Raw genomic sequence first — 22,098 nt, 5'->3', positions numbered from 1 at the left:
GGGGTTGTGATGACTGGGGGGCGGACGGAGTCGGCGGCAGTGGGCGGCCGCGGCCTTCGATCGTCACCGTCGTGCCGCCCGGGGCGATCAGGACGCGCGCCCGCCACGGCCCCTCCGGCTCGCGCGACGCGTCGACCTCGACCACGACCGTCGTGGTCTGCCCGGGCTGCAGCACCCCGCCCGGTTTGCCGAGCCGCAGCCAGGCCGCGTCCGCCGTCATCGACCAGGTGACCGCCCGGCCGCCGCTCGCCGTGAGCGTGACGATCGTGGCGGTGCCGCTCGGCCGGGCGCTGACCGTCAGCCGGCCGGGGCCGGGCGGCGCCGGATCGCCGGGGGCGGCCGGGCCGCCCGGGGCGGGCGGCGGCGCGGCGGTGTCACCGGCCGGGGACGGCGCGACGCTGCCGGACGCCGGCGGCGCCACCGGCCGGCCGTCGGGGCCGATGACGGCGACCGACACCTCGGTGACCAGGCGCCCCGGCGCGCTCCCCGTGCTGCCGACGGGCCGCGGGGCGGCACCGGGCCCCCGGTAGGGGCGCTCGCTCACCGTGCCGGTCTCCTTCGAGGAGACGGCCGCGGCGCCGGGCTGCGGCTCCCCCGTCTCCGGCGCGCCGTGCCACGCGGCCCACAGGGCGAGCACGGGCGCCGCGACGACGGTGACGACGACGGTCGTGGTGACGGCCCGGCTGCGCAGGCGGCCGCGCCGCGCCGTACGGTCCTTGGGCTCGACGGGATAGCCGCGCCGGTCGAAGCGCGGCACCGCGGCCGCGTGGGCGCCGCGCTGCCGGCCCGCGCCCGCCGCGGACAGCATCGCGGCGTACGCGTCGGATCTGGGGGCTTCGAGGACGGGCAGCGGGGCGGAGGACGCGGCCGTGCCGGGCCAGGGCTCGCCGGCGGTGGCCCGCTCGGCGGTGCGGCGGCAGTCGGCGCAGTCGTCGACGTGCCGGACGAGCTCGCGCCGCAGGGCCGCGCCGAGCAGGACCTGGGTGTCGCCCGAGAAGCGGGCGACGACGGGGCAGCGGCCGGACTCCACGACGGCCAGGGCGGTGCGCGTGCGCTCGACCTCGCAGGCGGCGGAGGACAGCAGGGCCCGCGCGGCGTCGGTCTCCAGGCCGAGGACGGCGGCGACCTCGGAGGCGGCCAGGCCGTGCCGGACGGCCAGTTCGAGCGCTTCGCGCTGTTCGGCGGTGGTCCCGGCGGCCTCCGGCCAGGCGAGGAGGGCCAGCTCGGCCTGCCGCCGCGGGTCGGGCAGGTCGGGCGGGTCGAGCGCGGCGGCGGCCCCGGCGCCTCCGCTGCCGGGCCCGGTCGCGCGGGAGGCGACGAGGCGGCGCAGGCAGGCCCAGCGGGCGAGGGCGTAGAGCCAGGGGCGCAGTTCCTCGTCGGCGGGGGCGCGGTCGGCGCGCTTCTCGGCGAGGGCGAGGACCTCTCCGAGGGCGGCGGTCGCGGCGTCGTGCTCGCACAGGACGGACAGGCAGTAGGTCCAGAGCCCGTCGAGGTGGGGGTCGTACCGCAGGGGCGGCTGCTGGGCGAGGGTCGCGGCGGGGGAGGCCGCCGACGTCTCACCCGCCGCCCCCGCCTCATATCCCGGCTGCGCGGTCTGATTGTCCCGAGGCGCGCGGGCCTCGCGCGGCGCACCGCGGTGTGCGCGATGCGCGCCGGTGGCGTGCGGGCGGTGCTCTGGCCTCCTGGTCATCATCCCGGCGACGGTAGGCGGGTGACGGGCCGTTGCTGCCGCTGCCGACGCAGGTTTAACCCATTCGGGTGATGTTCTCCCACAAAATGGGGACACTGCCGCGCCGTTCCTCCTGTGTTTGCGGGGAGAGGGGCTACGGACAGCAGGAACAGCGCGAAGGGACGGCTTCCGGGTTCTGGTAAAAGGCCGCGTCGCGGAGGGCCGCCGCAAGGACCCGGGCGGGCCGGACGGAGACCGGGCGGGCACCGGGCGCACGGGATTGTCAGTGGCCCCCGCTACGGTGGCTCGCATGGCTGCCCGTACCGCACGCTCGTCCGCCAAGGACCGGCCCTCCTACCGCTGCACCGAGTGCGGCTGGACCACGGTGAAGTGGCTCGGCCGCTGCCCCGAGTGCCAGGCGTGGGGCACGGTCGAGGAGTTCGGCGCGCCCGCGGTGCGCACGACCGCGCCCGGCCGCGTGTCCGCCGCGGCGCTGCCCATCGGCCAGGTCGACGGCCGGCAGGCCACCGCGCGCAGCACGGGCGTGGATGAGCTCGACCGCGTCCTGGGCGGCGGTCTCGTGCCCGGCGCGGTGGTGCTGATCGCGGGCGAGCCGGGGGTGGGCAAGTCGACGCTCCTGCTGGACGTGGCGGCGAAGGCCGCCTCCGAAGAGCACCGCACGCTCTACGTGACGGGCGAGGAGTCGGCGAGCCAGGTGCGCCTGCGGGCGGACCGCATCGGCGCGATCGACGACCACCTCTACCTGGCGGCGGAGACGGATCTGGCGGCCGTGCTCGGCCACCTCGACACCGTCAAGCCGTCCCTGCTGATCCTGGACTCGGTGCAGACGGTGGCCTCTCCGGAGATCGACGGCGCGCCGGGCGGCATGGCGCAGGTGCGCGAGGTGGCGGGCGCCCTGATCCGGGCCTCGAAGGAGCGGGGCATGGCCACGCTCCTGGTCGGTCACGTCACCAAGGACGGGGCGATCGCGGGGCCGCGCCTGCTGGAGCACCTGGTCGACGTGGTGCTGAGCTTCGAAGGCGACCGGCACGCCCGGCTGCGGCTGGTGCGCGGCGTGAAGAACCGCTACGGGGCCACGGACGAGGTGGGCTGCTTCGAGCTGCACGACGAGGGCATCACCGGTCTGGCCGATCCGAGCGGCCTGTTCCTCACCCGCCGCGACGAGCCCGTCCCGGGCACGTGCCTGACGGTGACGCTGGAGGGGCGCCGCCCGCTGGTGGCCGAGGTACAGGCGCTGACGGTCGATTCGCAGATCCCCTCGCCCCGCCGCACGACGTCCGGCCTGGAGACGTCGCGGGTGTCGATGATGCTGGCGGTGCTGGAGCAGCGGGGCCGGATCAGCGCGCTCGGCAAGCGGGACATCTACAGCGCGACGGTGGGCGGCGTGAAGCTGTCGGAGCCCGCGGCGGACCTGGCGGTCGCGCTGGCCCTGGCCAGCGCCGCCAGCGACACTCCCCTGCCGAAGAACCTGGTGGCGATCGGCGAGGTGGGCCTGGCCGGCGAGGTCCGGCGGGTCACGGGCGTGCAGCGGCGGCTGGCGGAGGCGGCCCGGCTGGGCTTCACGCACGCGCTGGTGCCGGGCGATCCGGGGAAGGTGCCCAGCGGCATGCGCGTCCTGGAAGTGGCGGACATAGGCGAGGCGCTTCGCGTGCTCCCCAAGCGGGTACCCCGGGAGAACCGGCGCCGAGCCGGGTCGGACGCCCCGGCCGGGGAGAGCCCCGTCGGCCCTGTTCAAGCGTGAGGGGGCCCTCTTTAATAGGCTGGAGGCCCGAACACGCCAGTAGACTTTGCCCTGGTCTCGCCCGTACGTACGGAAAGCAGTGCGGAAAGCAGGGCGGGCTGCGGCACCGTTGACCTTGCGACCGGAGGAGTGCAGTGGCAGCCAACGACCGGGCATCGGGCCCCGGCAAGGCCGGGGGTTCCTCCGGTGCCGACGGTCTGATGCGCGCCTCGCTGAGCGCCGTCGCGCCCGGCACGGCCTTGCGCGACGGCCTTGAGCGCGTCCTCCGCGGCAATACGGGCGGCCTGATCGTCCTGGGCATGGACAAGACGGTGGAGTCCATGTGCACGGGCGGCTTCGTCCTGGACGTGGAGTTCAGCGCCACGCGCCTGCGCGAGCTGTGCAAGCTGGACGGCGCCCTGATCCTCGACAAGGACATCACCAAGATCGTGCGGGCGGGCGTGCAGCTCCTGCCGGACGCGTCGATCCCCACCGAGGAGACCGGCACCCGGCACCGCACGGCGCAGCGCGTCTCCATCCAGTGCGGCTTCCCCGTGGTCTCGGTCAGCCAGTCGATGCGCCTGATCGCCCTCTACGTGGGCGGTGAGCGGCGCGTCCTGGAGGAGTCCGGGGCGATCCTCTCGCGGGCCAACCAGGCCCTGGCCACCCTGGAGCGCTACAAGCTCCGGCTGGACGAGGTCGCGGGCACCCTCTCCGCCCTGGAGATCGAGGATCTGGTCACGGTCCGCGACGTGACCGCGGTCTGCCAGCGCCTGGAGCTGGTCCGCCGCATCGCCACGGAGATCGCGGAGTACGTGGTGGAGCTGGGCACCGACGGCCGCCTGCTCTCCCTGCAGCTGGACGAGCTGATCGCCGGCGTCGAGCCCGAGCGCGACCTCGTCGTGCGGGACTACGTCCCGGAGCCCACCGCCAAGCGCACCCGTACGGTCCCCGAAGCCCTGTCCGAGCTGGACTCCCTCACCCACCCCGAGCTGCTCGAACTGCCCATCGTGGCGCGCGCCCTGGGCTACAGCGGCTCCCCCGAGACGCTGGATTCCGCGGTGTCGCCGCGCGGTTACCGCCTGCTGGCGAAGGTGCCGCGGCTGCCCGGCGCGATCATAGAGCGGCTGGTCGACCACTTCGGCGGGCTGCAGAAGCTCCTGGCCGCCAGCGTGGACGACCTGCAGACGGTCGACGGGGTCGGCGAGGCCCGCGCCCGCTCGGTCCGCGAGGGGCTGTCGCGCCTGGCGGAGTCCTCGATCCTGGAGCGGTACGTGTAGCCTCCGGCGGTTCGCCGGTCTCCGGGCCGTTCTCCGGTCGCCGGTCTCCGGGCCGTTCTCCGCGCGGAGTGCGGGGTTCCTGCACGGCTCCGGCAGCGCTACGAGGCGCCGGGGCGGCGCGGTCGCCGCGCCTTCGCCGCCCCGCCCCCGCGTCAGTCGCGGTCCTCACGTCAGTCGCTGTCCAGCGCGAATTCCACCTTTTCGGTGACCCCGGCAATTCTGACCTCGGCCCGGTACTTGCCGTTGCCCGCCGTTCCGTCGCCGGAAGGCGTCGCACAGCGCGGGGCACTGCGCTTACGGTCCCATTCCACGGTGCGCTTCGTCTCACCCGAACCGGGGAGCTCCACAAGCACCGGTCCCGTGGCGCGCGGGCAGTCGTCGGACGCCCACACGCGGTCGTCGCCGTCGATATGCGTGATCTTCAGAATGGCGGCCGTCGCACCGAAGTTGACCTTGCAGGCGCTGCTGCCGGAGTTCTTCACCACGATCTCGAACTTCGGCTTCTCGCCCGGCCTGTAGGAGTCCTTGACGCTGCGGATCGCAAGCCGCACCGCGCCCGGCGAGCAGTCGGGCAGGGGCGAGCCGACCGGGACGGCCTTGCCGTCGCCCGTGCCGAGGGCGCCACCGCCGCCGGTCCCCGTCGTACCACCGCCGCCCGTGCCGGCACCGCCGGTCCCGGACGCGCCGCCGGTGCCGGAGCGGTCGTCGCCGCTGCCGCCGGAACCGCCGGAGCCGCCGCTGCCCGACTCGCCGCGCCCGCCGGGGCGTTGGCTGTAGTGCGGGCCGGAGGGCACCGGTCCGGGGGTGATGGTGGTGCTGTCGCCCGGGTTCTTTCCGTCCGTGCCCTTGCTCTGGTTGTCGCCTGAGCCTCCGTCACCCCCGAGGGTGACGAACCAGAGCACCAGCAGAACGAGAAGGCCGAGCAGGCCAAGCGCAACTGCCCTCCGCCGCCAATAGATGGAGGAGGGAAGCGGCCCGATCGGATTGCGCAGTGATCCCACGCGAAGACTCTACGAGACATCGGCGGGGGCACCAGCCCCTACCCGCCGGGTGGGTGCCGGATTTTCTCATCATCGGCCCGGCGCGGGCCCGTTTCCCCTTGCCGCCGTCTGACGAAAGTCGGACGGTGTGCATGCCGATAGCCCGGTGTGGCGCGGAAGTGACGGACCGTAGGCTCCCGGGACCATGAACACCGTGGACAACGACCTCTATCGCGACGTCACCGAATTCGCCCGCTCCACACCGGAGTGGGTGCACACGCTTGCGGAAATCGGAACGGAGGCCGGGCTGTTGCTGCTGATGGCCGTGGCCGTCGCCGTCTGGTGGCACAACCGGCGCTCCGGGGCGCGCGGCGTCGCGCTCGCGCTGCTCGTGCCGGTCACGACGGCGATCGCGTACGGGATCAGCGAGGTCCTCAAGAGCATGGTGGACGAGGAGCGGCCCTGCCGGGCGGTCCGCGGCGCGGTCACGTCACTGGCGGCCTGCCCGCCGCACGGCGACTGGTCCTTCCCGAGCAACCACGCCACGCTCGCGGCGGCCCTCGCGACCGGGATCTTCCTCGCCCGGCGGGCGCTCGTGTGGGCCGTCCTGCCCATGGCGCTGCTCGTCGCCTTCTCCCGGGTGTTCCTCGGCGTGCACTACCCGCACGACGTGGCCGCGGGCCTGCTGCTCGGCGCGGCCGTGGCGCTGCTCGGCGCGCTGCTGCTCGTACGGGCCGCGACGAGAGTGGTGGAGCGGGCGGAGCGGGGGCGGCTGCGGGTGCTGGTGAAGGCGTAGGGCGGGTGGCCGGCGGTCACTGCGCGGGGCGCGTCCACTCCGTCTTGTGGCCGAACCCCTGTCCGTTGTCGATCAGGCGCAGCCAGGAGGGGCGCAGCTCCCACAGGTCGGTGCGCTCCATCGCCTGCCGGAGCCGGTCGTTGTGGTCGACGTACGGGAAGCGCTCGCTGTACGCGCGCCAGGCGGCCTCGCGCTCCGTGCCCTCCAGACGGCGGCAGGTGCCGCGGCCTTGAATCCCCGTCAGGGCCGTCCACACCTGGCCGTCGCGCTGGGCGGTGAAGGCGACGCCGGAGCCGCCGGCGAGGGCGCGGCCGTGGCGGGTGGTGACCGAGGTGACGAAGAGCAGGGCGGTGTCGTCGCCGTCGGCGAGGGCGTAGAGCACCGCGCACGCCTGCGGGCCGTCGTCGTCGGCGTAGGCCAGGGTCAGGGTCGAGTGGGCGTCGAGCGCCGCCCGGATGTCACGCGGCGGCCGCGGGGTGCTCTCGCTCATGCCCTCTATTGCACCGTGCGGGGGGCCTGGCGGCCAGCGGGGGGGGTACGACGGCGGTGCGCGGGCATGCCGCCGGACCCTCGCCGTGGTGGTTTCTCGCCGTTGCGGCGGAGTGAAGGCCCCGGTCCCGCCCTTTCACCGTTTCCTCGGGGGCAAGCCCCCGAGCCCCCAGGGCCCGGGCTCGGGTCGGCTCAGGCGTTCGGCTGAGAGGTCGCCACCAGGCCCGCCTCGTAGGCGACGATTGCCGCCTGGACCCGGTTGGCGGCGCCCAGGTGGTCGAGGACCGCGCTCACGTAGCCCTTCACCGTGCCTTCCACCAGGTGCAGCCGCCTGCCGATGCCCGCGTTCGGCAGGCCCTCGCCGAGCAGGGCGAGCACCTCGCGTTCGCGGGTGGTCAGCCCGGCGATCCGGGCGCGGGCGGCGGCCCCGCGGCTCAGCCGCTCGCCGCCGAGTTCGGCGATGACGTGCCGGGCGACCTTCGGGGAGAGGTACGCGCCGCCGTCCGCGACCGCGCGGACGCCGGTCATCAGTTCGTAGGGGTCGCCGGACTTCAGGAGGAAGCCGGTGGCGCCCCCGCCGAGGGCGCGGGAGATGTAGGCGTCCTCGGAGAAGGTGGTGAGGATGGCGACGGCCGTACCGGGCGCGGTCCGGCGGATCTCCTCGCACGCGGCGAGGCCGTCCGTGCGGGGCATGCGGATGTCGAGCAGGGCGACGTCCGGCCGGTGGGCGAGGACCGCTTCGACGGCCTCGCGGCCGTCCGCCGCCTCCGCGACGACCTCGATGCCGGGGTCGGCGGACAGGATCGCGCAGACGCCGGCGCGGATCATCGCCTCGTCGTCGGCGACGAGGACCTTGACGGCGCGGCCCGTACCCGCGTTCACCTGAGCCATTCCTTCTCCTCCTGCTCCTCCTGTTCCACGACGCCGGCGGCTCCGGCTCGCGGTATGCGGCTCTTCGCGACGAGGTGCCCGTCGCGGAAGCAGAGCCGGAAGTGGTCGACGCTGACGAAGAGTTCGCCGCTCGCCCGGTAGTAGCGGCACTCCGCGCCGGCGGGCGGGGCGCCCGGGGCCCGGTCGGCCGGCGGGTCGGCGACCTGCCGGTCCGGGAGGTGAGGCGCGACGTCGGCGTACGGCGCGCCGAGGCGCAGGGCCGCGTAGTCGGCGGGCTTGAGCACGGAGTGGGCCTTGACGTAGGCGTACCAGCCGAAGGCCCCGGCGACGAAGACGGCGCCGGTGGCGGCCGCGACGGCGAAGGGCACGGCGAGCCGCCGCCGTGCGGTGCGCCGGGCGTCCGCGAGCGCGTCGGGGCGCGCCCCGCCCCCGGCCTGCCCGCCGACGGCCGGAAGAGCGCCCGGAAAGGCGGCCGGAAAAGCGGCCGGAAAAGCGGCCGTCAGGCCGGGCCCCGGCTCGTGCGGCAGCCGCGCGCTCACCGTGAACCCGCCGCCGTCCGCGCAGGCCCCGGCCGTGAACTCGCCTCCCGCGAGTGCCACCCGCTCCCGCAGGGCCAGCAGTCCCGTACCGCTCCCGGCCGCGGAGGACGCGCCGCCCGCCGGGGCGGGTCCGCTGACGACCGTCACCGCGGGTCCGCTGACGACCGTCACCAGGGTCTCCCGCGGCCCGGTGTCCACGGTCACGGTGACCTCCGCCCCGGGCGCGTGCTTGGCCGCGTTCGTCAGCGCCTCCTGGACGACGCGGTACGCGGCCCGCTCGGCGAGCGGCGGCAGCGCCGCCCCGCCGCCCAGCCGGGCCCGTACGGGCAGGCCGGAGGCGGCCGCGCGGTTCACGAGGGCGGACAGCGAGTCGTCCGGCGGGGCCAGCGGCGCGGGGCCGGGCGGGCCGACGTCCCGGAGGACGCCGATGATGTCGCGGAGCCGGTCCGTCGCCGACGCGGCGGCCTCGCGCAGCTCGGCGGCGGCCGCCCGGTGCGTCGCGCCGAGGCCGGGCGCGACCTGCAGGGCGCCGGCGCGCAGGGCGATGAGGCTGAGTTCGTGGCCGAGGGAGTCGTGCATGTCCTGGGCGATGCGGGCGCGCTCGCGCAGCCGGGCCCGGTCCGCGACGATCTCCTGCTCGCGCTCCAGCTGCGCGGCCCGGCTCCAGCCCGCGGCGACGAGCTCGCGCGCCTGGCGCCGGTAGCGGCCGGCCAGCCAGGGGAAGACCGCGCCGAAGAGCAGCGTGCCGATCAGAACCAGCCATTCGACGACGGGGTCGTTGTGGCGGATGAGGACGAGCACCGTGCCGGCGGCCGCGACGGCCGGGAAGGCGTACAGCGCGGGGCGCGTCCGGTCCGAGCGGCGGCCGAGCAGGAAGGCGAGGACGGACAGGGCGGGCCCGTAGGAGAGGGTGAAGAGCGACGGCGACGCGGCGAGGCCCAGCCCGGCGGCGAGGCCGAGCGCGAGCACGGGCCGGGCGCGGGAGACGGCCACGGCGGCGGCGAGGACGGCTGCTCCGGCCGCGGTCTGCCACCAGGGCCGGGGGGCGTTCAGGCCGAGCAGGTCGGCTGCGGCGCCGGGCGCGGCGAGCGCCGCCCACAGCAGCGCGCCGGGCAGGGCCCTGCGTATCAGGGCGGTGGTCGTGCGGCGGCTCACCGGCCCGACGGTACAAGCCGGCCCCGTCCGCGCGCTTCTGACGAAAGTCAGACGAAAGTCAGGTGCGAGGGGCCCGGCGCGTTTCTCCGCCGTACGCCGCCGTGCCAGGATCGGAAGCGCCATGACTGTCACAGACCGCACCACCACCGCCGCCCTGCCCGAGGCCCTTGCCGGGACGTTCGCCGAGCCCCTGCCCGGCGTGCTCCCCGGCGCGCTCCACGGACCGGTCATCGACTGGTTCGACGCGCACGCCCGCGACCTGCCCTGGCGGCGTCCGGAGGCCGGCGCGTGGGGCGTGATGGTCAGCGAGTTCATGCTGCAGCAGACGCCGGTCAGCCGCGTCCTGCCGGTGTACGAGCAGTGGCTCGCGCGCTGGCCGCGCCCGGCGGACCTGGCGGCCGAGCCGCCCGGCGAGGCGGTGCGCGCCTGGGGCCGGCTCGGCTACCCGCGGCGGGCGCTGCGGCTGCACGGCGCCGCGGCGGCGATCGCGGAGCGGCACGGCGGCGAGGTGCCGAGCGACCACGCCGAACTGCTGGCGCTGCCGGGCGTCGGCGAGTACACGGCGGCGGCGGTGGCCTCGTTCGCGTACGGGCAGCGGCACGCGGTCCTGGACACCAACGTGCGCAGGGTGTTCGCGCGCGCCGTGAGCGGCGCGCAGTACCCGCCGAACGCGACAACGGCGGCCGAGCGCAAGCTGGCCCGGGCCCTGCTGCCGGAGAGCGAGCCGGTCGCCGCCCGCTGGGCCGCGGCGACGATGGAGCTGGGCGCGCTGGTGTGCACGGCGCGCACGCCGGTCTGCGGGCGCTGCCCGATCGCCGAGCGGTGTGCCTGGCGGGCCGCGGGGTCCCCGGCCCACGACGGTCCGCCGCGCCGTGGCCAGAGCTACGCGGGGACGGACCGGCAGGTGCGCGGGAAGCTGCTGGCGGTGCTGCGGGAGGCCCTGGAGCCGGTGCCGCAGGTGGTGCTGGACGCCGTGTGGGACGAGCCGGTGCAGCGGGCGAGGGCTATGGACGGTCTGGTGGCCGACGGGCTGGTGGAGCCGCTGGAGGACGGGACGTACCGGCTGCCGCTCGGGTAGCGCGCACCCCGGGCGGCATCAGCCGGACCGGCCCGCCTCAGGCGTTACGGCCCACAGCGGCCCGCAGCGGAAGCCCGCCGCACGACCGTCACACAGCCGTCATGCGGGCCGGGCCGCAAGGCCCGCCGTGACCTGCCGAAAGGCCCTCCCGAACAGGACAGAGCCCCCTTTTCACGCCCTACCGCCCCCACCGCCGAGGCGCTGTTACACAACCTATGGACAGCTGTGCACCAGCCGCAGTGCTGCCGCACATCACGTTGCAACAGCGCCTCCGTAGCGTCCTTCTCGTGCTGGTCGACCACCAGCGTGACGCGGGGATGCAAGCGGAATGGAGGCTGCGAGATGGCCAGCAGCGGCAAGGTTCTGGACTTCGAGGAGTACGTGCGCAACCGTCAGGACGCGCTCCTGCGCAGCGCCCGCCGTCTCGTGCCGGACCCGATCGACGCGCAGGACCTCCTCCAGACCGCTCTGGTGCGCACCTACGGCCGCTGGGAAGGCATAGCGGACAAGTCGCTGGCCGACGCCTACCTGCGCCGTGTCATGATCAACACTCGTACGGAGTGGTGGCGCGCCCGCAAGCTCGACGAGGTGCCCACCGAGCAGCTCCCCGACGCCAGCGTCGAGGACGGCACGGAGCAGCACGCCGACCGCGCGCTGCTGATGGACGTCCTGGGTGTCCTCGCGCCCAAGCAGCGCAGCGTCGTCGTGCTGCGACACTGGGAGCAGATGAGCACCGAAGAGACCGCGGAGGCGCTCGGCATGTCGACCGGAACGGTCAAGAGCACGCTGCACCGGGCCCTGGCCCGGCTGCGTCAGGAGCTGGAGAGCCGCGACCTGGACTTCCACGCCCTCGAGCGCAACGAGCGGGGGCAGGAACGGTGCGCAGCCTGAAGAAGGCGGCTCCCCCCAGGCCGGTTCTGATCACCGGCGGTACGGTCACCGCGCTGGCCGCTGCCGCCGGTCTTCTGCTTGCCGGGTGCAATGCGGGCAGCGAGGGCGTGCGCAAGGAGGGCACCGCGCAGACCCAGTCCGCGGCGAAGCCGACCCGGCTGCCCTCGGCCGCGGCGACGGCGGAGCGCCCGCGGGAGAAGGTCGACGCGGTCAAGCTGATCAAGGGCGATCCGAAGATCGGCGCCCAGGTCAAGAAGGACCTCAAGCCCTGCGTGAAGAACCAGTACCCGCTGGACGTGATCTACGGGAAGCTGACCGACGGCTCCCGGGACGACATCGTGGTCAACATCCTGACCTGCGGCGATTCCGTGGGCGTGGGGTCGTATGTGTACCGTGCCAAGAGCGACGGCTCGTACGAGAACGTGTTCATGATCGAGCAGGCGCCGGTGTACGCCGAGATCGACCGCCGTGACCTCCGGGTCACCAAGCAGGTCTACGGCCCCGGTGACGCGGTCTGCTGCGCGTCGGGCGAGGATGTCATGACGTACCACTGGTCGGGCGCGGAGTTCCGGGAGACGGGGCGCACGCACACCGACTACAGCAAGGCCGGCAACAACGACAAGGGCGATTTCCCGAGCGTGGGAACGGAGGGCTGAGGGCAGCGTGGCCGATACGCATGTGCTCTTCGTGGAGGACGACGACGTCATCCGTGAGGCGACCCAGCTGGCACTGGAGCGCGACGGCTTCGAGGTGACCGCGGTGCCGGACGGGCTGCTGGGGCTGGAGAAGTTCCGCGCCCGCAAGCCCGACATCGCGCTGCTCGACGTCATGGTGCCGGGCCTGGACGGGGTCAGCCTCTGCCGCCGGATCCGCGACGAGTCGACCGTCCCCGTGATCATGCTCTCGGCGCGCGCGGACTCCATCGACGTCGTCCTGGGCCTGGAGGCCGGGGCCGACGACTACGTGACCAAGCCCTTCGACGGCGCCGTGCTCGTCGCCCGCATACGGGCCGTGCTGCGCCGCTTCGGGCACGCCAGCGGGTCCGGCAACGGCGGCGGCGGGGCGGACGCCCCCGAGGAGCTGGAGTGCGGCGTGCTGCGCTTCGGCGACCTGGAGGTGGACACGGACGGCATGGAGGTCCGCAAGGGCGGCGAGCCCGTCGCGCTGACCCCCACCGAGATGCGGCTGCTGCTGGAGTTCTCCGCGGCGCCCGGCACGGTGCTCTCCCGCGACCGGCTGCTGGAGCGCGTGTGGGACTACGGCTGGGGCGGCGACACCCGGGTCGTCGATGTCCACGTGCAGCGGCTGCGCGGCAAGATCGGCCAGGACCGGATCGAGACGGTCCGCGGCTTCGGCTACAAGCTCAGAGCGTGACGGCGTGACGCGGGTGACCGCCCCATGGTGACCAGGGCGTCCGGGGTGACCGGGTCGTGGTGAAGCTCGCCCTCCGCTCGGGTCTGCGCTGGAAGGTCAGCCTCGCCATCGCGGGCGTCGGCGCGCTCGTCGCGGTGGCGCTGAGCCTCGTCGTGCACAACGCCGCCCGCCTGTCGATGCTCGACAACAGCCGCGACGTCATGGACGAGCGGGTGCAGATCGCCCAGCGGTACTACGAGAACACCGGCCGGCTGATGCTGCACGCCAAGATCGACGACCCGGCGCTGCCCAAGCCGCTGCGCGACGCCGCCGCGATCGGCCAGCGCGCCACCTTCCTGCAGGACTCCGGCGGCGGGAACTCCCCCGAGGTCTGGGCCTCGGTGCCGGTCCGCAACGGCAGGATCCTGTCGATCCACACCCGCTTCAAGGACCGGTTCTCGATCATCGACGCGCTCGACAAGGCGCTGATCATCGGCTCGGTCTCCGTCGTCCTCGGCGGCTGCGCCCTCGGCATCCTCATCGGCGACCAGCTCTCCCGCCGGCTGCGCAAGGCCGCGACGGCCGCCCGCAAGCTCGCCGACGGCGACTCGGAGGTACGCGTCCGCGAGGCCATCGGCGGCCGCGTACGGGACGAGACGGACGACCTGGCCCGCGCCGTCGACGGCATGGCCGAGGCGCTCCAGCGCCGGCTGGAGGCCGAGCGGCGCGTCACCGCCGACATCGCCCACGAGCTGCGCACCCCCGTCACCGGCCTGCTCACCGCCGCCGAGCTGCTGCCGCCCGGCCGGCCCACCGAGCTCGTCCGCGACCGCGCGCAGGCCATGCGCACCCTCGTCGAGGACGTCCTGGAGGTCGCCCGGCTGGACGGCTTCGCCGAGCGCGCCGAGATGCAGGAGCTGCTGCTCGGCGAGTTCGTCGAGCGCCGCGTGCGCGCCGCCGAGCCGGGCGCCCGCGTGCGGGTCGCCCGCGACGCCTACGTCTCCACCGACCCGCGCCGCCTGGAACGGATCATCGGCAACCTCCTGGCCAACGCCGCCAAGCACGGCAAGCCGCCGGTCGACGTGACCGTCGAGGGGCGCGTGGTGCGGGTGCGCGACCACGGGCCCGGCTTCCCCGAGGAACTGCTGCAGGAGGGCCCGAGCCGGTTCCGCACGGGCAGCGAGGACCGCGCGGGCAAGGGCCACGGCCTGGGCCTGACCATCGCCGTGGGCCAGGCGCGCGTCCTGGGCGCGCGGCTGACCTTCCGCAACGCCGACCCTGAGGTCGAGGGCGGCACGGGGGCGATCGCGGTGCTGTGGCTGCCGGAGTCGTCGCCGACGAGCACGGGGACGTTCCCGGTCATCCAGGTGCCGGACTGAGCCCGCGGCCCGCACAACCGGAGCCGCGGCCCGTACAGGAACCGGGCGTCACATCGGCTCGACGCACTCGCCCCAGTCCTTGTCGAGGTCCAGCTGCTCGTTGCGCTGGGTCAGCGAGAACCAGTTGCCGGAGTCGTCCCGCAGGATCGCCTCGGTGCCGTACGGCCGCTCCTGGGGCTCCTGCAGGAACTCCACGCCCCTGCCCTTGAGCGTCTCGTAGTCGCGGTGCACGTCGTCGGTGCTGAGCACCCCCGCGCCGAGCGCTCCCTTGGCGACCAGCTTCTTCAGGGCCTCCGCCGACTCCGCGTCGAGCCCGGGCGGGCCGGGGACCATCAGCGTGAGCTCGACGCCGGGCTGGTCCTGCGCGCCCACCGTGAGCCAGCGCATTCCCTCCTCGCCGCCCATGGTCATATCGGTGCGGACTTCGAGTCCGAGCTTATTGGTGTAGAAGTCCTTGGCCCGGTCCTGGTCGAGGACCCAGACGGTGGCGATGGCAATTCCCTTGATCATGACCCGCTCCGATCACCGGCTTTTGCGCTGCATTACCACCGTAAAAGCAGAAGCCGGTGCACCGCGTGTCGCGGTGCACCGGCTCCGGGCGGATCCGATGATCAAAGGCGGATCCGATGGATCAATGGCAGATCCGATGGATCAGAGGCTCTCGCCGTGGGCCTTCAGGAAGCCCACCGGCTCGACGGCGCTGCCGTAGTTCGGGGTGGTGCGGATCTCGAAGTGCAGGTGGGGGCCGGACGAGTTGCCGGTGGACCCCGACAGGCCGATGACCTGGCCGGTCGTGACGGTCTGGCCGACCGAGACCTTGATCTGCGAGAGGTGGGCGTACTGCGAGTACGTGCCGTCGGCGTGCTTGATCACGATGGCGTTGCCGTACGCGGGGCCGTCGCCGCCGCCGTTCGGGCCGGCCTTGACGACGGTGCCGCCGTGCACGGACATCACGGGCGTGCCGGTGCTGACGACCAGGTCCTGGCCGCTGTGCTTGGCGGCCCACATCTTGCCGGCCTTACCGAAGGGCTGGCCGATCTGGTAGGCGGCGACCGGCGCGACCCAGGCGTCGGCACGCTTGCGCGAGGCCTCGGCCCGCTTGCGGGCGTCCTCGGCGCGCTTGGCGGCGTCGCGCTTGGCCTGCTCGGCGTTCTGCTTCTCCTTCTCCGCCGCCTTCAGCTGCGTCTCGGCCTGCTTGTTCAGCGAGTCCTGCAGCGACGCGAGGGACGCGAAGGCAGGGAGCTCGCTCACCGAGGCGGTGGTGCCGGCTGCGAGCGCGACCCCGGAACCCAGCGCGACCGAGACTCCCAGGCCGGCCGCCACGACGGCGGCGCGGGTACGGAGAACGGTCTTGCTCGGGTTACGGAAAGCGGTGCGCTTCGACATACGGATAAACCTCCAGGCATAAACAGGTCCCGGCTGCGGACCGGGATCGCCCTACCTTGGTAACCCGCATTCGCCGGGCTGCCAAGAAGCGCCCCTACTAAGGAATGCCGTAGAAATGGAGACGCTTCCGGAGCCGCCATGACCTGGGATTCCGCCTGGTTTTCCGGAAAATCGGGAGAGGGGTTCTCCACTATTTCCCCTAGTACGTGATCCAGGTCCTATGGCGGGTGTCACCGCCGAAGGACCTCCGGCCTGCCCGGTTCCGGGACCAAAGACCCGCCCCCGGCGGTACGCTCCCCGTCAGCGGCCGCACACGGAAGGTGCGGCCCCGCGGGGCGTGGGGGCGCAGATGAGCAGCGGGTTCGAGGACGTCGAGCTGGCGGACGCCGTGCAGGCGGTCCGGGAGGGCCTGACCTCGGCGGCGGCCCGGGGCGCGGGCCAGGACCTGGCCTTCGAGGTCGGCGAGATCGCGATGGAGTTCACCGTCGAGATCCGCAAGGACCTCAAGGGCTCGGGCGGTGTGAAGGCCTGGGTGGTCAGCGCGGACGCGGAGGCGTCCCGCGGCTCGACCCGTACCCACAAGGTCGCCTTCACCCTGACCCCGAAGGACACGCGCACGGGCGGCAGCTGGCGCGTGGGCAACGAGCGGCCGGGCGGGGTGTCGCGGTTCGGGTCCTCCGGGCAGTAGCGGTGGGCGGGGCGAGAACGCTCCCGTCGGTCGAGGACCGGCTGGTGGCGGTGCTGGGGGCGCGGCAGGGCAGCGGGGTGCTGCTGACGCCGGAGCTGGTGCTGACCAGTGCGCATCTGATCGGTGACCGCCCTTGGCCCTCGGTTGCCGCGCCGGGCGGCGGGCCCGTCGCCTGTGACCTCCTCTGGTCGGGCGATCCGGACGCGTGCGACATGGCGCTCCTGGCCGCCCGGGAGCCGGTGCTGCCTGCCGAAGGCCTGCCGCCGCTGCGCTGGGGCAAGTGCGCCGGCTGGCAGCCGATGCCGCGCTGCCAGGTCCTGGGCTTCCCGCAGGTCCAGCGGTACGGGGCCGACGAGCTGGAAGCGGTGCAGATCCCGGGCACGCTGATGCCCCTGGCCGGGCGGATGCGCGGGCGCTACATCCTGCACGCGGAACATCACCCACCGGCGCCCGTCCCGGACGGCTCCCCCTGGGCGGGCCTCTCGGGCGGCCCGGTCTTCGCGGGCCCGCTGCTGATCGGCATCGCGAGCGGGGATCCGATGGGCTGGCAGCACGCCTCCATCGAGTCGGTGCCGCTGTCCGCCGCCATGGAGGACAGCGGCTTCAGGGCGGCCCTGAGCTGGTGGCCGGCCGCCCCGGCGTTCGAGGAAACCTCCTCCGCCTACCCCGAGGACCTGACCTACGAGCCCGCCTACGCCAAGGCCGTCAAGGCCGCCTACAGCCGGCTGGAGATCTTCGGCCTGGACGAGCTGAGCTCGGGCGACTGGGACCTGGACACGGCCTACCTGAGCCTGGAGGCCCGGTCGCCGCACACGGCCTCGGGGCCCCGGCGCATCGAGGAGCTCCTCGGTTCCCGGCCGCGGACGGTCCTGCGGGGCGAGGCCGGCGCGGGCAAGACCACGCTCGTGTGGTGGCTGGCCTCCCACACCGTGTGCCGCACCCTGCCCGAGCAGCTCTCGGCGCTCGACGGGATGGTCCCGTTCGTCGTCCCCATGCGCAGCCTGGCCGCGCGGGGCATCACGTCGCCCACCCCGTCCCAGCTGCCCAAGATCGCCCGGCTCCCGGTGGACAAGCCCCCCGACGGCTGGGCGGGGCGGGTGCTGGAGGCCGGGCGCGGCCTGCTCCTGGTCGACGGGATGGACGAGGTCCCGCAGCCGGACCGGGAGCTGGCCCGCAAGTGGCTCGCCGGGCTCCTGCGGATGTATCCGCGGACGCGCTGCCTGGTCACCGTGCGCCCCCTGGCCGTGAGCAACGGCTGGCTGGAGCAGGAGGGCTTCGAGGAGCTCCGGCTGCTCCCCCTGGGCGACGAGGACATCCAGGCGTTCGTCGGCTCGTGGCACATGGCGGCCCGGCTGGAATGCGACCGGTACGCGGACGAGCACTGGGCGAAAAGGCAGCGCAAACGGCTCGACTCGCTCGAACAGGAGCTCGGCCGGGAATTCCGGCGCAATGACGTACTGCGCGACCTGGCCCGCACTCCGCTGCTGTGCGCGGTCATCTGCGCCCTCCACAGAACGCGCAACGGCTTTCTTCCCGAGACCCGCTGGGAGCTCTACAGCGCCGCGCTGAACCTGATGCTGGCGACGCGCGACATCCACCGCCGCATTCACCAGCCGGAGGGCATCGAGCTCACCGTGGACGAAGGCCGTCAGCTGCTGCAGCGCATTGCGGTCTGGCTGGTCCGCAACGGCCGGGCCGAGCTCACCCGCGAGCAGGCCGTACGTCAGCTCGAATCGGCATTGCGGGGGCTGCGGCGCGTACGGGCCCAGGGAACTCCGCAGGCCGTGCTGGCGCACCTGCTCAATCGCAGCGGGCTCCTCCAGGAGCGCTCGCCGGATGCGATCCAGTTCATCCACCGCACCTTTCAGGACTATCTGGCGGCGAAGGAGCTCCAGGAGAGCGACTGCCTGGACGAATTGCTGCTCCATGCGACGGAGGAGCAATGGCAGGACGTGCTCCGGCTGGCCGTCGGGCATTGCGGGCGCAGTGAGGAGAGACGGCTCATCGGCGGCCTGACGGCGGCCGCGGACGCGGCGCCGGACCGGGAGACGGAGTGGCCTTTGCGGGCGCTGGCGGCCCACTGCGCCCTCAATGCGCGATATCTGGAGGACGCGCAGCACGACGAGGTGTGGGAAGGGTTGAAGGGGCTCCTGCCGGCAGCCGGCGCCGGCGAATCCCTTTCCATGGGCAACGATGTCGCAGCGGCCCTGCTGGGCATGGGGCTGTCCCCCGACGAGCTCTTCGACTTCATCGGACCGCCGAACTGACAGCGGGCCGGCCCCGGAACCACAGGTTCCGGAGCCGACCCACCGGCAGTGAAATGAGCGCGGAGCGCCTACGCGTCCTTGGACAGGTTGGGGCCCGCCCCGCCCGCGGCCTGCTCGATCGGCGGGGTGTCCGGCAGGGCCGACTTCTCCTCGCCGCGGAAGGTGAACTTCTTCTCCTCGCCCTCGCCGTCCGTGCCGACGACCACGATGTGGCCGGGGCGCAGCTCGCCGAAGAGGATCTTCTCGGAGAGGATGTCCTCGATCTCGCGCTGGATGGTGCGGCGCAGCGGACGGGCGCCCAGGATCGGGTCGTAGCCCTTCTTGGCCAGCAGCTGCTTGGCGTCCGCGCTGAGCTCGATGCCCATGTCGCGGTCCTTCAGCCGCTCGTCCACCTTGGCGATCATCAGGTCGACGATCTGGATGATGTCTTCCTGGGAGAGCTGGTGGAAGACGACCGTGTCGTCGACGCGGTTGAGGAACTCGGGCCGGAAGTGCTGCTTGAGCTCCTCGTTGACCTTGGCCTTCATCCGCTCGTAGCCGGTCTTGACGTCGCCCTGGGCGGCGAAGCCCAGGTTGAAGCCCTTGGAGATGTCCCGGGTGCCGAGGTTGGTCGTCATGATGATGACGGTGTTCTTGAAGTCCACGACCCGGCCCTGGGAGTCGGTCAGGCGACCGTCCTCCAGGATCTGCAGCAGCGAGTTGAAGATGTCCGGGTGGGCCTTCTCGACCTCGTCGAAGAGGACCACGGAGAACGGCTTGCGGCGGACCTTCTCGGTCAGCTGGCCGCCCTCTTCGTAGCCCACGTAGCCGGGGGGCGAGCCGAAGAGGCGCGAGACGGTGTGCTTCTCGCTGAACTCCGACATGTCGAGGGAGATGAGGGCGTCCTCGTCGCCGAAGAGGAACTCGGCGAGGGTCTTGGACAGCTCGGTCTTACCGACGCCCGAGGGGCCGGCGAAGATGAACGATCCGCCCGGGCGCTTGGGGTCCTTCAGGCCCGCACGGGTGCGCCGGATGGCCTGGGAGAGCGCCTTGATGGCGTCCTTCTGGCCGATGACGCGCTTGTGCAGCTCGTCCTCCATGCGCAGCAGGCGGGAGGACTCCTCCTCCGTCAGCTTGAAGACCGGGATGCCGGTGGCCGTGGCGAGGACCTCGGCGATCAGCTCGCCGTCGACCTCGGCGACGACGTCCATGTCGCCGGCCTTCCACTCCTTCTCGCGCTTGGCCTTGGCGGCGAGGAGCTGCTTCTCCTTGTCGCGCAGGGAGGCGGCGGCCTTCTCGAAGTCCTGCGAGTCGATCGCGGACTCCTTCTCGCGGCGCACGTCGGCGATCTTCTCGTCGAACTCGCGGAGGTCCGGCGGCGCGGTCATCCGGCGGATGCGCATCCGGGAGCCGGCCTCGTCGATCAGGTCGATCGCCTTGTCCGGCAGGAAGCGGTCGGAGATGTAGCGGTCGGCGAGCGTGGCGGCCTGGACCAGCGCCTCGTCGGTGATGGAGACGCGGTGGTGGGCCTCGTAGCGGTCGCGCAGACCCTTGAGGATCTCGATGGTGTGCGGCAGCGACGGCTCGGCGACCTGGATGGGCTGGAAGCGGCGCTCGAGGGCGGCGTCCTTCTCCAGGTGCTTGCGGTACTCGTCGAGCGTGGTGGCACCGATGGTCTGCAGCTCGCCGCGGGCCAGCATCGGCTTGAGGATGCTGGCGGCGTCGATCGCGCCCTCGGCGGCGCCCGCACCCACCAGGGTGTGGAGCTCGTCGATGAACAGGATGATGTCGCCGCGGGTGCGGATCTCCTTGAGGACCTTCTTCAGGCGCTCCTCGAAGTCACCGCGGTAGCGGGAGCCGGCGACCAGGGCGCCGAGGTCGAGGGTGTAGAGGTGCTTGTCCTTGAGGGTCTCGGGCACCTCGCCCTTGACGATGGCCTGGGCCAGGCCCTCGACGACGGCGGTCTTGCCGACGCCGGGCTCGCCGATGAGGACCGGGTTGTTCTTGGTGCGGCGGGACAGCACCTGCATGACCCGCTCGATCTCCTTCTCGCGCCCGATGACCGGGTCGAGCTTGGACTCGCGGGCGGCCTGCGTCAGGTTGCGGCCGAACTGGTCGAGGACGAGCGAGGTCGAGGGGGTGCCCTCGGCCGGGCCGCCGGCGGTGGCGGCCTCCTTGCCCTGGTAGCCCGAGAGCAGCTGGATGACCTGCTGACGGACCCGGTTGAGATCGGCGCCCAGCTTCACGAGGACCTGGGCGGCGACGCCCTCGCCCTCGCGGATCAGGCCGAGCAGGATGTGCTCGGTGCCGATGTAGTTGTGGCCGAGCTGAAGGGCCTCGCGGAGCGAGAGCTCCAGGACCTTCTTCGCACGGGGGGTGAAGGGAATGTGACCGGACGGGGCCTGCTGGCCCTGGCCGATGATCTCCTCCACCTGCTGGCGGACCGCCTCGAGCGAAATCCCGAGGCTCTCCAGGGCCTTAGCGGCGACACCCTCACCCTCGTGGATCAGGCCCAGGAGGATGTGCTCGGTGCCGATGTAGTTGTGGTTGAGCATCCGGGCTTCTTCCTGAGCCAGGACGACAACCCGCCGCGCACGGTCGGTGAACCTCTCGAACATCGTTAATCGCTCCTCAGAGCGGTCAGGCAAGTAGGGGTCGGTCCCCTCCCTGTCCTTCCGCATGCTAGTCCCGCGGGACGGGACAGCTCATTCCAACTGCCGACATCCGTCCGGATCACCCCGCGTCGGCGGGGAAACCTGCTGCCGAACAGCCGACATCTCCTCCAACCCGATGGTGGGAGACGATGTTCCCGCAGGCCAGGCATATACGCTCGCCATCACTACGCCGACGGCGAACGCGCGCCCGGCCCGACACGCCCGCCCATCGCCCGCCGCCACCCTCGGTGACGCGCTCCGCGCGGTGTCGCACCGCCTCTTCCCATGGGGAACCTCTTACCCGCAAGGATTGACAGTCCATGCGGCGCGGGCACCGTCCATCCGCTACGGGCGAACACCCTCGCACTGCCCGGAGCGCCTGTGCGCCCCCCACTCCTTATACGGAGTGTGCCCAACTACCCACCCAGAGTAACCTCTTGGGTGTTTCGCAGTTGCACCGCATGTGACCGTTGCCCACCCGTGCCCCGGAGATCCCGCGGCTCCATGGTGCCAGGCGCTGCGGTGGTACGAGCGCGCGCTCGGCTGGCCGGTCTCCCCCGGCGCGCCCCCGGAGCTGCTGACGGGGTTCCGCTTCGACGCCCTGGGCCTGGCCCCGGACGCCGGGGCGGCCGTGCTGCGCCGCCCGGTGCGCACCGGGCCGGTGCTCTTCGACGCCCGGGCCCGGCGGCTGTGGTTCCTGCTGGCCGCGGGCGGCGCCGACGAGCTGCCGGAGCTGCTCGACTGGCTGGAGTGGGGCACGGTCGCCCTGGACCTGGCCGTCCTGGGGCCGGGCGGGCGGATCGCCGCGCCCGTGCCCGGCGGGCCGGAGCGGGCCGCGCGGGCCGTGTGGCTGCGCCCTCCCCGGCCGGGGCGGCGCGGGGGC

The 22,098-nt window shown here is 73.2% G+C and carries 19 protein-coding genes; 11 read left to right on the top strand and 8 right to left on the bottom strand.

Annotated elements, in window-relative coordinates; genetic code table 11:
* A partial coding sequence (locus ACSNOH_RS21725; RefSeq protein WP_436723082.1) for a BACON domain-containing protein occupies positions 1-1,693 on the bottom strand: 1,693 nt, incomplete at its 3' end.
* A 286-nt stretch (positions 1,694-1,979) separates the two neighbouring features.
* Between ACSNOH_RS21725 and radA the strand changes: the two genes are divergently transcribed.
* A complete protein-coding gene (radA, locus tag ACSNOH_RS21720; RefSeq protein WP_436723081.1) occupies positions 1,980-3,431 on the top strand; it encodes a DNA repair protein RadA in 1,452 nt (483 codons plus the stop codon).
* Positions 3,432-3,565: 134 nt separating this feature from the next.
* Positions 3,566-4,690: a DNA integrity scanning diadenylate cyclase DisA gene (gene disA / locus ACSNOH_RS21715; protein ID WP_356289684.1), complete on the top strand. Its 1,125-nt coding sequence runs from the start codon at positions 3,566-3,568 to the stop codon at positions 4,688-4,690.
* Between the two features lie 170 nt (positions 4,691-4,860).
* On the opposite strand, the gene ACSNOH_RS21710 is transcribed toward disA, so the two are convergent.
* Complete coding sequence (locus tag ACSNOH_RS21710) at positions 4,861-5,592, bottom strand: hypothetical protein (protein ID WP_436723080.1); 732 nt, start codon at positions 5,590-5,592, stop codon at positions 4,861-4,863.
* Positions 5,593-5,875: 283 nt separating this feature from the next.
* Between ACSNOH_RS21710 and ACSNOH_RS21705 the strand changes: the two genes are divergently transcribed.
* The gene (locus ACSNOH_RS21705) at positions 5,876-6,466 is read left to right on the top strand and encodes a phosphatase PAP2 family protein (protein WP_436723079.1); all 591 of its coding nucleotides are present in this window, start codon (positions 5,876-5,878) and stop codon (positions 6,464-6,466) included.
* Positions 6,467-6,482: 16 nt separating this feature from the next.
* Here the strand turns inward: ACSNOH_RS21705 and ACSNOH_RS21700 are convergent, their stop codons facing one another.
* The 3 genes from ACSNOH_RS21700 to ACSNOH_RS21690 all read right to left on the bottom strand — a co-directional run bounded on the left by ACSNOH_RS21700 (position 6,483) and on the right by ACSNOH_RS21690 (position 9,540).
* Positions 6,483-6,956 carry a pyridoxamine 5'-phosphate oxidase family protein gene (locus ACSNOH_RS21700; protein WP_436723078.1) on the bottom strand — a complete coding sequence of 158 codons (474 nt, stop codon included), beginning with the start codon at positions 6,954-6,956 and terminating at the stop codon, positions 6,483-6,485.
* Positions 6,957-7,147: 191 nt separating this feature from the next.
* Positions 7,148-7,846 (bottom strand): response regulator, encoded by a 699-nt coding sequence (locus tag ACSNOH_RS21695; RefSeq protein ID WP_436723077.1) that lies wholly within the window; start codon positions 7,844-7,846, stop codon positions 7,148-7,150.
* Complete coding sequence (locus ACSNOH_RS21690; RefSeq protein WP_436723076.1) at positions 7,834-9,540, bottom strand: sensor histidine kinase; 1,707 nt, start codon at positions 9,538-9,540, stop codon at positions 7,834-7,836. The genes ACSNOH_RS21695 and ACSNOH_RS21690 overlap by 13 nt, the downstream gene beginning before the upstream one ends.
* Positions 9,541-9,661: 121 nt before the next feature.
* On the opposite strand from ACSNOH_RS21690, the gene ACSNOH_RS21685 reads away from it, so the two are divergent.
* From ACSNOH_RS21685 to cseC, 5 genes are all read left to right on the top strand, one after another.
* Complete coding sequence (locus ACSNOH_RS21685; protein WP_436723075.1) at positions 9,662-10,618, top strand: A/G-specific adenine glycosylase; 957 nt, start codon at positions 9,662-9,664, stop codon at positions 10,616-10,618.
* A 342-nt stretch (positions 10,619-10,960) separates the two neighbouring features.
* Positions 10,961-11,509: a SigE family RNA polymerase sigma factor gene (locus ACSNOH_RS21680; RefSeq protein WP_120755533.1), complete on the top strand. Its 549-nt coding sequence runs from the start codon at positions 10,961-10,963 to the stop codon at positions 11,507-11,509.
* Positions 11,497-12,165, top strand: coding sequence for a hypothetical protein (locus ACSNOH_RS21675; RefSeq protein WP_436723074.1), 669 nt, complete (start codon positions 11,497-11,499; stop codon positions 12,163-12,165). The genes ACSNOH_RS21680 and ACSNOH_RS21675 overlap by 13 nt, the downstream gene beginning before the upstream one ends.
* A gap of 7 nt (positions 12,166-12,172) precedes the next feature.
* Positions 12,173-12,883 carry a two-component system response regulator CseB gene (gene cseB, locus ACSNOH_RS21670; RefSeq protein WP_436723073.1) on the top strand — a complete coding sequence of 237 codons (711 nt, stop codon included), beginning with the start codon at positions 12,173-12,175 and terminating at the stop codon, positions 12,881-12,883.
* Between the two features lie 56 nt (positions 12,884-12,939).
* Positions 12,940-14,241 (top strand): two-component system sensor histidine kinase CseC, encoded by a 1,302-nt coding sequence (gene cseC / locus ACSNOH_RS21665; protein ID WP_436723072.1) that lies wholly within the window; start codon positions 12,940-12,942, stop codon positions 14,239-14,241.
* Positions 14,242-14,289: 48 nt separating this feature from the next.
* Here the strand turns inward: cseC and ACSNOH_RS21660 are convergent, their stop codons facing one another.
* Together ACSNOH_RS21660 and ACSNOH_RS21655 are read right to left on the bottom strand one after the other, a co-directional pair.
* Positions 14,290-14,751, bottom strand: coding sequence for a VOC family protein (locus ACSNOH_RS21660; protein ID WP_436723071.1), 462 nt, complete (start codon positions 14,749-14,751; stop codon positions 14,290-14,292).
* Positions 14,752-14,892: 141 nt separating this feature from the next.
* Positions 14,893-15,627: a M23 family metallopeptidase gene (locus ACSNOH_RS21655; RefSeq protein ID WP_436723070.1), complete on the bottom strand. Its 735-nt coding sequence runs from the start codon at positions 15,625-15,627 to the stop codon at positions 14,893-14,895.
* A 349-nt stretch (positions 15,628-15,976) separates the two neighbouring features.
* Between ACSNOH_RS21655 and ACSNOH_RS21650 the strand changes: the two genes are divergently transcribed.
* The gene (locus tag ACSNOH_RS21650) at positions 15,977-16,315 is read left to right on the top strand and encodes a trypco2 family protein (protein WP_436723069.1); all 339 of its coding nucleotides are present in this window, start codon (positions 15,977-15,979) and stop codon (positions 16,313-16,315) included.
* A gap of 2 nt (positions 16,316-16,317) precedes the next feature.
* Positions 16,318-18,582 carry an NACHT domain-containing protein gene (locus ACSNOH_RS21645; RefSeq protein ID WP_436723068.1) on the top strand — a complete coding sequence of 755 codons (2,265 nt, stop codon included), beginning with the start codon at positions 16,318-16,320 and terminating at the stop codon, positions 18,580-18,582.
* A gap of 68 nt (positions 18,583-18,650) precedes the next feature.
* On the opposite strand, the gene ACSNOH_RS21640 is transcribed toward ACSNOH_RS21645, so the two are convergent.
* Positions 18,651-21,179, bottom strand: coding sequence for an ATP-dependent Clp protease ATP-binding subunit (locus ACSNOH_RS21640; protein ID WP_436723067.1), 2,529 nt, complete (start codon positions 21,177-21,179; stop codon positions 18,651-18,653).
* 499 nt (positions 21,180-21,678) lie between these two features.
* Between ACSNOH_RS21640 and ACSNOH_RS21635 the strand changes: the two genes are divergently transcribed.
* Positions 21,679-22,098, top strand: a 420-nt coding sequence (locus ACSNOH_RS21635) for an SCO3374 family protein (RefSeq protein WP_436723066.1), incomplete at its 3' end; no start/stop codon positions are given.

It is taken from the genome of Streptomyces sp. URMC 127 (genome assembly GCF_051386535.1).
Taxonomy (GTDB): domain Bacteria; phylum Actinomycetota; class Actinomycetes; order Streptomycetales; family Streptomycetaceae; genus Streptomyces.
Note: the sequence above shows the minus strand (reverse complement) of the source record. Positions and strands in the feature narration are given on the sequence as shown.